10 protein-coding genes and 1 tRNA gene are annotated in these 11,487 nt (G+C 66.1%); 2 read left to right on the top strand and 9 right to left on the bottom strand.

All coding sequences use genetic code 11. The features are described 5' to 3' along the window. Genes ACYCVF_RS00280 through ACYCVF_RS00270 form a run of 3 tightly spaced genes read right to left on the bottom strand, consistent with a single transcriptional unit; the run spans nucleotide 1 to nucleotide 3,037 of the window. Nucleotides 1–1,086 carry an AI-2E family transporter gene (locus ACYCVF_RS00280; RefSeq protein ID WP_459596521.1) on the bottom strand — a complete coding sequence of 362 codons (1,086 nt, stop codon included), beginning with the start codon at nucleotides 1,084–1,086 and terminating at the stop codon, nucleotides 1–3. Further along, nucleotides 1,083–1,748, bottom strand: a complete 666-nt coding sequence (locus tag ACYCVF_RS00275; RefSeq protein ID WP_459596520.1) for a hypothetical protein — start codon at nucleotides 1,746–1,748, stop codon at nucleotides 1,083–1,085. The genes ACYCVF_RS00280 and ACYCVF_RS00275 overlap by 4 nt, the downstream gene beginning before the upstream one ends. Then, on the bottom strand, nucleotides 1,745–3,037 hold the full coding sequence (locus ACYCVF_RS00270) for a DUF2254 domain-containing protein (RefSeq protein WP_459596519.1): 1,293 nt from the start codon (nucleotides 3,035–3,037) through the stop codon (nucleotides 1,745–1,747). The genes ACYCVF_RS00275 and ACYCVF_RS00270 overlap by 4 nt, the downstream gene beginning before the upstream one ends. Nucleotides 3,038–3,204: 167 nt before the next feature. Between ACYCVF_RS00270 and ACYCVF_RS00265 the strand changes: the two genes are divergently transcribed. Continuing rightward, nucleotides 3,205–3,480: a hypothetical protein gene (locus tag ACYCVF_RS00265; protein ID WP_459596518.1), complete on the top strand. Its 276-nt coding sequence runs from the start codon at nucleotides 3,205–3,207 to the stop codon at nucleotides 3,478–3,480. 485 nt (nucleotides 3,481–3,965) lie between these two features. Here the strand turns inward: ACYCVF_RS00265 and ACYCVF_RS00260 are convergent, their stop codons facing one another. From ACYCVF_RS00260 to ACYCVF_RS00245, 4 genes are read right to left on the bottom strand one after another with little or no spacing between them, the layout of a single operon-like run. Further along, nucleotides 3,966–4,952 carry a Bug family tripartite tricarboxylate transporter substrate binding protein gene (locus ACYCVF_RS00260; protein ID WP_459596517.1) on the bottom strand — a complete coding sequence of 329 codons (987 nt, stop codon included), beginning with the start codon at nucleotides 4,950–4,952 and terminating at the stop codon, nucleotides 3,966–3,968. Beyond that, entirely contained in the window at nucleotides 4,949–6,586 is a 1,638-nt protein-coding gene (locus ACYCVF_RS00255; protein WP_459596516.1) for a hydantoinase B/oxoprolinase family protein, read from the bottom strand. Before ACYCVF_RS00255 ends, ACYCVF_RS00260 begins: the two co-directional genes overlap by 4 nt. Then, nucleotides 6,583–8,205, bottom strand: coding sequence for a hydantoinase/oxoprolinase family protein (locus ACYCVF_RS00250; RefSeq protein ID WP_459596515.1), 1,623 nt, complete (start codon nucleotides 8,203–8,205; stop codon nucleotides 6,583–6,585). Before ACYCVF_RS00250 ends, ACYCVF_RS00255 begins: the two co-directional genes overlap by 4 nt. Next, entirely contained in the window at nucleotides 8,202–9,440 is a 1,239-nt protein-coding gene (locus ACYCVF_RS00245; protein WP_459596514.1) for an NAD(P)/FAD-dependent oxidoreductase, read from the bottom strand. Before ACYCVF_RS00245 ends, ACYCVF_RS00250 begins: the two co-directional genes overlap by 4 nt. A 102-nt stretch (nucleotides 9,441–9,542) precedes the next feature. On the opposite strand from ACYCVF_RS00245, the gene ACYCVF_RS00240 reads away from it, so the two are divergent. Continuing rightward, entirely contained in the window at nucleotides 9,543–10,454 is a 912-nt protein-coding gene (locus ACYCVF_RS00240) for a LysR family transcriptional regulator (protein WP_459596513.1), read from the top strand. Between the two features lie 284 nt (nucleotides 10,455–10,738). Here ACYCVF_RS00240 and ACYCVF_RS00235 read toward each other — a convergent pair. Together ACYCVF_RS00235 and ACYCVF_RS00230 are read right to left on the bottom strand one after the other, a co-directional pair. Continuing rightward, nucleotides 10,739–10,815 (bottom strand) — tRNA-Met (locus tag ACYCVF_RS00235). 271 nt (nucleotides 10,816–11,086) lie between these two features. Continuing rightward, nucleotides 11,087–11,443: a hypothetical protein gene (locus ACYCVF_RS00230; RefSeq protein WP_459596511.1), complete on the bottom strand. Its 357-nt coding sequence runs from the start codon at nucleotides 11,441–11,443 to the stop codon at nucleotides 11,087–11,089. Between the last annotated feature and the right edge of the window lie 44 nt (nucleotides 11,444–11,487).

Raw genomic sequence — 11,487 nt, 5'->3', positions numbered from 1 at the left:
TCAACGTTCGACGACGGCCGGCAGTGGGGCGGCGTCTGTCTTGATCCAGGCGACCGCGAGCTCCCAGGCCACCGACAGGATGATGGGGCCGATGAAGAGACCGACGATTCCGTGCCCGAGCGTCCCGCCGATCACTCCGATCAGGATGACGAGCGTCGGCGTGGTCAAGCCACGCCCCATCACCAGCGGCTTCAGGACGTTGTCGAGAATGCTGACGATTCCGAGGAACAACGTCAGCAGCAACGCGGTGGTGACGTCCTTGTCGGTCCAGATCCAGACGATTACGGGAATCACGACGAGCGCGGCGCCGATCTGCACGATGGAGAGCAGCAGGACCAGGAGTGCCAGCAGGCCGGCGATCGGGATGCCCGCCAGCTTGAATCCGAGTCCGGCCAGCAGCGCCTGGATCACCGCGATGCCGATCACGCCCTGGGATACCGCTCGGATGGTCGCTCCTGCCAAATCCAGGAAATGCTCGCTCTGCTCGGGCACGATCCGCGCGAGCAAGGCTCGGCCCGCCGCCACGAGCTGCGGGCCATAGGGAAGGATGACGCCGGCGATGGCAATCGACAGCAGGAATTTGATCGCCCCCACGCCCGCATCTCCCGCAAGGCCGAGGAGCGTGCCGGCGAAAGGCTTCAAATGGGGCGCGATCTGTTGCAGAGCCGAGCGAAGGTTGGTTGAGGCCTGCTCCCACAGCTCGTAGAGCTGCGCTCCGATCAGCGGCCACGTCTTGAGGGCCTGCGGTGGCGTTGGAAGTGTCAGTTCACCCGCTACCAGCTCGGCGGCAAAGTCCTTGACGCCATCCACCGCACCCACGCCGAGCCATGCCGCGGGTCCAATGAAGATGGCGAGGTTGATTGCGGTGAGGAGGGCCGCCGCGAGCTTCGGGCGGCCACCGAGAAGCCTGGCGAGCAGGACGAAGGCGGGATTGAGAGCGACCGCGAGCACGAGGGCCCATACCAGAATGGTTCCGAAAGGGCGCACCAGGTAGAATGTCCAGAAGATCAACAGACCGAGCAATCCAAGGCGGATCGACAGTTGGATCGCGTCTTCGCCGGTGAGACGTTGAAGAAGTGTCCTCATGGTCGCTCCTCTCCGTTGTCTCGTTTGAGCCAGATGCTGATGCTCACCAGGAGAACCCAGAACGGAAAGACGACGATGCTCCAGTCGATGTAGTAGCTGCCAAGAAGAAGAACCGCGGCGACGGCATATCCGCCATAAGCGAGCCAGCTTGGAGTGAGGCCGGTGTAGAGCGCGATGGTCGACGTCGTGATCATGAACACCGAAGCGGTCTTGACGAGATAGATGTTGACCATTCCGTAAGCCAATCCGCGACCGAAATGGAAAGTGGCCGAATTGATCAACACCCCCGGCGCGGCATGGAAGGCGATGATGACGGCCCCGATCACGGCCGCAGCGGCGAACAGCATGGCGAGCAGCAGTACGGCACTGCCCAGGAAGATCGTCGCAAAGAACTGATCCTCTCGCGCACCGAGGCGGTCGCGAAGAAACCCGACGAACCAAAGAAAGGCGACGCCAGCAAACGGCACCAGATTGAGTGCGAGAGCAACGGTACCCGTTCCGCTCTGGAGCCAGGCCCCTGGTTCCAGCGGATCGGGCGGCACGGAGCGGCGCATCAGCCAGAACACTGAAAGCAGCAAGAACGAGAACAGGATACCGGCCGCCGCAGCGACCCGCGGCGCCCGCAACCCCGCTCGCGTCAATCGGGCGGAGCCAGCGCTCATGACGCCACCCGCCCCGAATGTCCCCCCAATCTGATCGGGTCGTTCTCATCCTGGCGGTGCGAGAAGCCGAGCCCCTGCCGATCCTCGATGCGGGCCGCGGCGCGATCCTCCGGATCGAAGCCGGATCGTTCGATTCCGGAATCCAGATGGCCGAGATAAGCGTGAACCGTTCGTGCGCGCTCGCTGTCGACGCTCGCACCAAGCTCGACCAGGGCGGATCGAAGGCGACGCATCACCTGGATGGAGGTCGATCCGAACTGCCGGATCTCATCGAATGCGAGGGCGAGGTAGTCCGCCCACGTCGGCATTCGGTAGATCACCCTCAGAACGCCGTCCTGGTCGAAGCCGCGACAGGCTTCCAGGTCGCATTTGGCCAGCCGTCGCAGGAGATCCTCGATCTGGTCGATGGCCTGAACGGCGGTGGTCGGGTCGTTGATGGCCGGAGACAGGGCCTTGATGGCGATATCGACCAGCAGGCGCAGGGCATATTTCGGATCCTGCTCGAAGGTCCGCTGGTCGCCGAGATGGATGGATGCGCGCAGTTCGTTCTCGAAGCCGGCGCTGGTCGCCCCGCGGGCGCGCAGGATCACGGTGCCTTCAAGCAGGGTATCGCCGACGGCGCACGCCATCACGATGAGACCGTCCATCCGGCGGGCATGGTCGATCAGCTTTGCGATTTCGATGGAGGCCACCGATTGCGGGTTTCCGACGTGTCTGATCGTCAGCGCAAGACCTTCCGAATGCTGTTGCAGCGAGACTGCGCTTCCGGCGGTCGACCACCGATCCTTCCGATACGTGCTTGCGACGACCTCTCGTCCCGTATCGCCCAGCGACTGCAGCACGCGTGTGATCTGAAGATTGCTCAGGCGCTGGACCAGCTGTGCAAGCATCAGCACGCTCGACATCAGCATGGTCCCGACGATCACCGCGGAGAACAAAGGGACGCCTTGCGTGCCTTGGCGATCCACCCAGGCCAGCGTCGCGAGGCTGTACATGAAGGTCGCGACGAACATGCCCAACGAGTGAAACAGCAGCCGGTCGCGCGCGAACCAGACCACGAGCCGGGGCGAATAAACGACGGCATTGAACTGGACGAGCACGAAGGCGATCGAGAAGACGATGCCGGTCAACGCCATCATGCCGGAAGCAACGGCCGAGAGGTACGCCTGGGCAGAGGACGTCGACAGATCGAGACCGGACGCCAGGAACCTCGCCTCCAGACGCGGCACCAGCAAGCCTGCCGCGATGCTGGTAGCCGCGTAGAATGTGGGTATCAGCCAGAGCTGCATACCGCTTCGTCTCCATAACTCAAACTCAGCGTCGGGCTGAAGGCTCATCGCCTCTGTCGGCCTCGCCCAGCATCGGCGCGGATACCTCCAGTTCGTTGATCTTGATCAATGGTCGGCATGCGGGGCAGTGGATCGATGCTTCCCTACCTCATGGGACGGAGATCATCATGAAGCTCGGCGTATCTGGAAAACTTGCCTTGGCGGCAGCGGTTGTCGGCTTTGCAACGTGCGGCTCGTTTGGCTTGTCGTCAGACGAGGGGATTTCCCTGTCCTTCGGCAAGGCGGAAGCACGGGTCGGGCGCCCATTGACGCCGGTGTCTGCCGCTGGCGTGGCACGTCGCACCACCAGGCGCGCGGTCGTGGGCGGAGCGGCGGTCGGCGCAGCCGCTGCCGGCACGGCATGCGTTCGCGTGCTGGTCAATGGAGCCTATGTCTGCCGCTGACGACTCGGGCTGGTGGCAGCAACGCAAGCCGCCGATCTGTGACTTTGGCTGGCCTTACGATCGCATCCATCGGGCGGAATCCGTTCCGGCCGGCGAACCTGCGGCTGGCCTCGATCGTCAGACAGCGGCCACGGCTTCGCGCTCTCGCGGCGCAATCCGCCCGAGCTTTGCTTGATCGCTCCACCCTCTTGAGCCAGGAGGGCGCAGGGAAGGCCGGGTGCTGACAGTGCCACCTTCGCCTTGAAGGCCGGTGTGTGGTTCCGGCGTGGTCGTCTGCTCATCGTCTCTCCTGTTCGGCGATTATCGCCGCCTTCAGGCAGAAACTCCACTTAGCGACCTGTTCAAATTTGCGGAGCCGGCTCCAAGCGATCGAAAAACGAGACAGCTAGCGGTCGCTCTGTGTGATATCTCCAATTAGCCAGGATTGCGGTGACGCTGCTCTAAAAGACATAAATAGTCAGATCTGTAACTTCAGGCGCCCCGGCTCAATTCACCTGCGCACCCGAGTTCTTCACGATCGGCGTCCACTTCTGCACTTCGCTCGCGATAAAGGCCTTGAAGGCTGCGGGGGTCGAGCCCTGGACGATGAAGCCTTGTGCGGCGAAGTAGTCCTTGATGTCGGCAGACTGCAGGGCCTTGTTCACTTCCGCGCTCAGCTTTTCGACCACCTCGGGCGGCGTGCCGGCCGGCGCGAACAGGCCTTGCCATGACAGCGCCTCGAAACCCTTCAAGCCTGCTTCGTCCAGCGTCGGCACGTCAGGCAGCAGGGGGTGCCTCGTTTTCGAGGTCACCGCCAGCGCGCGAACCTTTCCGGCCTGGATCTGCGGCATCAGCACCAGGACGTCGCCGAACGTGACCTGGATCTGGCCGCTCATGAGGTCGGTGAGCATCGCGGCGCTGCCGCGGTAGGGAACGTGCACCATCGAAACACCGGCCGCCTGCTTGTACATCTCGCCGGTGAGATGCATCGACGTGCCGTTGCCGGCCGAGCCGAAACTCAGCGCGTCCGGTTTCGACTTTGCCAGAGCGAGAAACTCGGCCGCGGTGTTCGCCTTCACGTCGGGGTTGACGGCGAGCACCAGCGGCGCGCTCACCATCATCGACAGCGGCGCGAAGTCCTTGATCACGTCGTAGGGCAATTTGGCGTAGAGCGCCTGCGCGATGGCGTTGCTGCCGGTGACGCCAGCCAGCAGGGTGTAGCCGTCGGGTGCGGATTTGGCCACGGAGTCCGCGCCCACGGTGCCGCCGGCGCCGGGGCGATTGTCGACCACGACCGGCTGGCCCCAGGCCGCGGCGAGCTTGTCGCCCAGACGCCGCGCCAGCACGTCGGTGCTGCCGCCGGGTGCGAACGGCACGACGATATGGATGGCCTTGCTCGGGTAAATGGCCTGCGAGTGACCCGCCGTCGGCAGGAGCATCGCGAGGCCGGCCAATGCCAGTGTCGCGCGGCGCGAAATCGGGAAGCGGTTCATGGGCAACTCCTTGCAGGTGGGTTGGCGGATTCGGCCGGAGCGGGACGCCCCCAGCCGCCGCCGCCGGCGGTTTCGATGATCAGCAGGTCGCCGGTGGACCACGCGATGCGGGCGCGCGCGGGCAAGTGCTCGACCGCTCCGTCCACACGCAAGACCCGGGCCACCGAATTTACGCCGGCCTCGCCGCCTTGCGCGCCGCGCGCACGGCCGACGTGGCGCTCGCCGCGATAGGCGATCCAGCCCTGGCCTTCGAGCAGGCGATAGGCGCGCCGCACGCCATCGCCGCCGCATTGCAGGCCGGCGCCGCCGCTGCCGCGGCGGATCTCGTAGCATTCGACACGCAGCGGCGCTTCGGTCTCGATCACCTCCACCGGGGTATTGCGCGCGTTGCCGACGTCGGTGGAAACGCCGGCGCGGCCGGGCGCGTGAACACTAGCGCCGGCACCGCTGGCAATGATCTCGGTGAACATCCAGCGCTGCCCGTCCGTCCGCGTGCCGCTGAGCGCGAGGACGGTGGCCACGCCGGCATGCGGCGCCACGCCCGTCCCGCTTCCCGACTGCGACCAGGCACCGAGGATCGCGTTGCAGGCCAGCTTCACGGTCGCCGTGCGCGCATTGACCGCCGCCGGCAGCTTCGGATTGACCAGGCTGCCGGGTGGAAGCTTCAGCGTCAGTGGCGCCAGGCAGCCGGCATTGTTGGGTGCGTGCGGCGCCAGCGTGCGCATGAAGAACAGAGCTGCCGACAGCATCGCCGCCGGCGAGGCATTGAGCGGTCCCCGCACCTGCTTCGCGCTTCCCTCGAAATCGATCACCAGCGCATCACCTTGCTTGCGCAAGCTCACGACGATGGCCACCGGCGCGGCGTCGACGCCGTCGCCGTCGAGTTGATCGTGCCAGCTCCATTCGCCGTCGGGCGCGGCGCTAAGGGCCGCGCGGGTCATGCGTTCGGTCTGCGCAATCAAGGCATCGCAAACCTCGGGGAAACGAGGGCCGGTGTGGCGCGCGATCTGCTTCAGCTCGCGCGCGCCTTGCGTCAGCGCGGTCCACTGCGCTTCCAGGTCGCCACGCAGATTGTCAGGCGTGCGCGAATTGGCGGCCAGGATGGCGTCGATATCGGGCCGCACGCCTTCGGCGCTGCGCCAGCGCACCGGCGGCAGGCGCAGGCCCTCCTGGTACACTTCGGTTGCGTCGGGCGGAATGGAGCCGGCGGCCATGCCCCCGACATCCTGATGGTGCAAATTGGCAGCGGCGAAGGCGATCACCTCGCCATCGTGGAAGACCGGGTGGACCAGAGCCAAGTCCGGCAGATGCGTGCCGCCGGACCAGGGGTCGTTGAGCAGATAGGCGTCTCCCTCGGACATCGTTGCGAGCGGAAAGCGTGCGAGCACACCGGCAACGGCGGGAATCAGCGATCCCAGCAACAACGGCAGCGAGCGGGCCTGGGCCAGCAAGCGCCCGTCCGGCAGGAACAGCGCGGCGGCACAGTCGCCGCTCTCGCGGGCGATGGACGATACGGCTGCGCGCATCATGCCATGCTGCATGCGGTCGGCGGTGCCTTGCAGCGCCAGACGCAGCGGCTCCATGCGCAGGGCGATGACCGGATCAGCTGCGACGTCGCCCGCGCGCGGCATCATGCCTTCGGCTCCAGTGCCAACGTCCGATCCGGCATCAGCCGCCAGGACCAGCCCGCCGGCACAAAGACGGTGGTCATCGGCGCAAACAGGGAATGCGGCCCCTCGCCTTGCGAAGGCAGCGAATCCCACATGCCATCGCCCGCCGTCAGGCGGACATCGCCCTCGTCGGGATTGCAGAGCATGCCCAGCGCCGCCATCACGCCGGCGTGCGCCATCACCAGCACACGGCGCATACCGGCCAGTTCGGCGATCTCGGCCGCATGCTGCGCGCCGCCGCCGCCGATGGCGACGAGCACCGCATCCGCCGGATCCAGGTTGCGCTGAAAGGCGTGGGTCTTGAGCGCCTCCGCCATCCCGGCGGCGGCCGCGCTCACGACGGCTTCAGCGGTCCGAAGCACCGACAGACCGAGCGCGCCGGCCACATCGCCAAGCGCGGCCTCCGCGGCGGCGCAGTCCAGCACCATCCCGCCGGCCAGCCGAGGCGGCAGTCGGCCCAGGACGCACAGCGCATCGCTCAACGTCGGCAAGTCACCGCCGAGACCAAAGGCCGCCGGTCCTGGCCAGGCTCCTTGCGAACGCGGCCCAAGGCGCAGCGCGCCACCCGGCAGCACCGACACCACGCTGCCACCCCCGATGCCGACTGAGGCGATATCTGCGCAGCGCTGACGGATCGGCAAGCCGCCGCATTCCAGCGCGTCGGTAAAGGTCGGCCTGCCGTCGAGCAGAATGCTGATGTCGGCGCTGGTGCCTCCGATATCCAGAACGATCGCGGGACCGGAGGCTGCGAGGCCGGCGGCCACGCCCTGCAGCGCCGCGCAGGGACCGGACATCGCGAGGCCGATCGGCTGCTCGGCGAGATCGTGCCACGGCGCAGTGCCGCCGGCCGATCGCATCAGGCGTAACGCCGGCAGACCGCGCAGCGTCAGTGCCTCGGCCAGCGCGTGCAAATAATCCGCCGCCAGCGGCTTGGCATAGGCGTCCAGCGCCGTGGTCAGCCACCGCTCGAACTCGCGCGGTTGCGGATCAACGTCGCTGGACAGCGAGACGTACAGGTCCGGCAGGCGCGCCTGCAGCGCAGCCCGCAGCGCGTGTTCATGCGCCGGATTGCGGTACGAGAACAACAGGCCGACCGCCAGCGCGCGCGCGCCGGCCGCGCTCACCGCATCCGCAATGGCGGCTACGGCTGATAGATCAAGCGGCTCGACCTCACGCCCCTCGGCATCGATGCGCCCGCCGATCTCGAAACGCAGCGGCTCCGGAAACAGCTTTGCCTCCGGCACGGCCGGCGCGATCACCGGCTCATACAGCTCCTTGCGGTCCTGGCGCGCCAGAACCGGCACGTCGCGCAACCCGCGCGTCAGGACAAGCGCCACCGGCGGCTCATTCAGCTCCAGCAGCAGATTGGTGATCACGGTGGAGCCGTGCACGACGCAGCCGACGTCATCTGTCCCGATGCCCGCCTGCGCGCACAGCCGATCGAGTGCCTCGACGACCGGCTCCGCCAGAAGGCGTCCGGCGCGCGGATATTTGAGCGATGCAACGTGCCCGTCGCTCCGCAAGGCCACCGCATCGATGAACGTGCCACCCATGTCCACGGCGAGGGACCAGGACGTGTTCAACGGAAGCGCTCCGGCGAAAACGGAGTCAGGTCCACCTGCGTCGGGCGTCCGGCCACCAGATGCGCGATCTCGCGGCCGGTCGCCGCACCCATGCACATGCCCATATGGCCGTGGCCAAAGGCGAGCCAGGCGTTGTCCGCCGCACGGACCGGACCTACCACAGGAAGACTGTCCGGATGACAGGGACGATGGCCCATCCAGCGTGTGACCGACGATGTGTCCAGGTGTGGAAATAGCTGCTGTCCCTGACGCAGCAGTGCGTCGGCGCGCGCCATGTTGGGCGGCGCCTGCAAGCCCGCGAACTCCACCGTGCCGGCGAGCCGAAGGCCCATGGCCATCGGATTGACCATCAGATTGTGCTCCACCGCCATCACAGTGTGGCGCAGTGTCAGGTTCGAGCTCTGCACGGTGACGTGGTAACCGCGCTGGGTCTCCAGCATCACCGGGCTATCGAGCATTGCTGCCAATGGGCCGGACCAGGCACCCGCCGCCACCACCACGCCGTCTGCCGCCAACGGCTCGTCGCGCTCCAGCAGCACCGCCGTGACGCGCCGGCCCTGACGCTCGAAACCGCGGACGCGGTCCCGGACGTGGCGCGCGCCGTCGGCGATGCAGCGATTGTAGATCGCCTTGACGAGGGCGGACGGGTCGGACGTGGAGCCGTTGTCGGGCGCCAGAATGCCGAAGCGAAAATGCCCCTTCAGGTCCGGCTCGAGGCTTTCCAGTTCATCCTGTTCGACGTCCTGCATCCGCACGCCCAGCGATCGCCGCAGGTTCATGCCCCAGGCCCACTGGGCCGCAGTCTCGCGAGAGGAGAAGACATAAAGGCAGCCGCTACGCCGCACCAACTCGCGGGCATCGGCATGGGCGAGCAGCGGATCGTAGCAGTCGAAGATCGGCGCCAGCAGCGAACGCAGCGCGGTGGCGATACGTGTCACCTCTTCACGCGATGAATGACGCAGCATGCGCAGCAGCCACGGCGCCACCAGCGGCGCATAGGCCCAGCGCACCGTCAGCGGTCCCAATGGGTCGAGCAGCCAGCGCGGGACCTTCTTCCACATGCCGGGCATGCCGACCGGCAGGCAGGCGCTGGGCGAAAGCGAGCCGGCATTGCCAAAGGAGCAGGCTTCGCCCGCGTCCAGCGGATCAACGAACGTCACCGCATGGCCGTCGCGCTGCAGCCAGGCTGCTGTGCAAGCGCCGACGATTCCGGTTCCTATCACGACAATGTGCATGGAAGGGAATTCTGAAAAATAATTCCTCCATCACACAAGCGAATTCTTCTAATGCTGTCATCAGGTTTTTTGATAGTTGATCCAGTCGAGCGAGGATATGTGATGCGGACGGAAGTTCTCTCCAATCTCAGCCTGCGCCAGATGCGCGCCTTTGCCGCTGTCGCTCGCGCGGGCAGCTTCACGGCGGCGGCGCGACAGATCAACCTGACGCAGTCGGCCGTCAGCATGCTGGTTCAGCAACTCGAGGAGACCCTCGGGCTGAAACTGTTCGACCGCGGCGCGGTCGTGTTGTTGACGGCGGCCGGCCAGCAATTGCTTCCCCTGGCGCGCCGCATTCTGGATGACGTGCAACAGATCGCAGAGGGCGCTTCGGACCTTCGCTCCCTTCGCACCGGTCTGTTGCGCGTCGTAGCGCCGCAGATGCTGGCATGCACGTGGGTGGCGGCAGTGCTGGGCGAGTTCGAGCAAGCCCATCCGGATGTCGGCCTGCGTGTGACCGACGCGATGGCGGACGAGGTGGTGAGCACGGTGCGCCGGGGCGAGGCAGAACTGGGCGTTGGCCCAGAGCGCGCCACCGGCGAGGATGTCACCAGCACATTCCTGATGGATGTACCGATCCGAGTGGTCTGCTCGGCGCGGCACCCGCTGGCGCAGCAACGCGCCGTCTCGTGGAAAAAGCTGCGCGACGAGCGCTGGGTCATTTATTCCAGTGAGTTCAACCGTCACCTCGAGAGCCTGCTGCATGCGCACGACAGCTCGCTTTCCATGCAGACTGCCGTCGAGGTCAAATATCTGACCACCGCTTTGGCGTTGGTGGGCGTAGGTACCGGCCTGGCGGCCGTTCCCGACTACGGACGGCTGTTCGCGCCGAATTTCGACGTGCGTTTCATCAAGCTGCGCGCTCCGGAAATCCGCCGCCGCTACTACATATATCAACGGCGGGGACTCGTGCTCTCACCGCCCGCGGAGGCGTTCGTCAAGCTGCTGCGCAGCGCGGCACGCAGCGATGGATGAATTCGTGCACACGAGCGCACGATCCCAAGTGTGGCCATGGAAGTCCTACGCCTAACAATCTCTCTGACGAGCGCATGATCGGCCCGCGGCGCCGGCCACCTTTTTCCCGACGATCCGACTGCGCGCTGCGTGACCGGCGTAGTTGATCTTCAGTCGCAATTCATCATTTGCTCGCGCCAAATGAGACCGCAGGAGAGCCAGTGCTGTCGCAAAGCGCTTGCGCGCTATCACCCTGCGAACGAGATCGTGGGAAATCGTAGTCTAGCGTGCAAAAATCGTACGCTTGGTAGCGGGGGAGGGACTCGAACCCCCGACCCCAGGATTATGATTCCCGTGCTCTAACCAGCTGAGCTACCCCGCCACAGCGATCGCGGCGGCGAACAAGGCCGATCTCGCGAACGCGCGGCATATAAAGAAGGGGGCGGCGGGAAGTCAAGCAAAGTGGGCCGCCTTTTTCCGCCGTCACCGAGGCTGCGTCGGGACAAGCCGTCTTGTGAATACGGCCTCTTTTTCAATGAGTTCGTCATGGCCGGGCTTGTTCCGGCCATCCACGCCCTCATTCGCCGCCCTGAGAACGTGGATGCCCGGGACAAGCCCGGGCATGACGACGAGATTGGGGATGCGGAACGGACTTATTTCGGCCTGACCGTGGGATCGCCGCCGGGGCTGCCGGGCGGCGGGATCACGGGGGTGTTGCTGCCAGTGTCGGGGGCCGGGGCGTGCATTTCGGGGTCGACGCCGGAGGGCGGGCAGAGCACGCCGTCGGATTTGGCCAGCTTGTCGCCGAGCGGTTCCCGGGACTGGCCGGTGGTGGTGCCGTCCGCCTGACGGCCGGGGCGGTCCTGCGGCGTGCAATTGACCGCATGTTGCGGGGACGGCGGCGCGGTCTGCTGCGGCGGCGTCGCCGGGGCGGGCGGGGCCTGCGCGATCGCGCTGCCTGAAGCGGCGATCAGGAGGCCGGCGAGGATGATATTCGATGTGGTGCGCATGGGAGGGAAACGCGCGGGTCGGGGGCGATGTTCCCGGCCAAAGC

This window comes from Bradyrhizobium cedriense (genome assembly GCF_054602315.1).
This window is presented reverse-complemented; position numbering and strand designations above follow the sequence as displayed.

Excerpts from the sequence above, each read along its gene's own strand:
- ACYCVF_RS00280 (WP_459596521.1), bottom strand. The coding sequence starts at position 1,086 with ATGAGGACACTTCTTCAACGTCTCACCGGCGAAGACGCGATCCAACTG.
- ACYCVF_RS00275 (WP_459596520.1), bottom strand. The coding sequence starts at position 1,748 with ATGAGCGCTGGCTCCGCCCGATTGACGCGAGCGGGGTTGCGGGCGCCG.
- ACYCVF_RS00270 (WP_459596519.1), bottom strand. The coding sequence starts at position 3,037 with ATGCAGCTCTGGCTGATACCCACATTCTACGCGGCTACCAGCATCGCG.
- ACYCVF_RS00265 (WP_459596518.1), top strand. The coding sequence starts at position 3,205 with ATGAAGCTCGGCGTATCTGGAAAACTTGCCTTGGCGGCAGCGGTTGTC.
- ACYCVF_RS00260 (WP_459596517.1), bottom strand. The coding sequence starts at position 4,952 with ATGAACCGCTTCCCGATTTCGCGCCGCGCGACACTGGCATTGGCCGGC.
- ACYCVF_RS00255 (WP_459596516.1), bottom strand. The coding sequence starts at position 6,586 with ATGATGCCGCGCGCGGGCGACGTCGCAGCTGATCCGGTCATCGCCCTG.
- ACYCVF_RS00245 (WP_459596514.1), bottom strand. The coding sequence starts at position 9,440 with ATGCACATTGTCGTGATAGGAACCGGAATCGTCGGCGCTTGCACAGCA.
- ACYCVF_RS00240 (WP_459596513.1), top strand. The coding sequence starts at position 9,543 with ATGCGGACGGAAGTTCTCTCCAATCTCAGCCTGCGCCAGATGCGCGCC.
- ACYCVF_RS00230 (WP_459596511.1), bottom strand. The coding sequence starts at position 11,443 with ATGCGCACCACATCGAATATCATCCTCGCCGGCCTCCTGATCGCCGCT.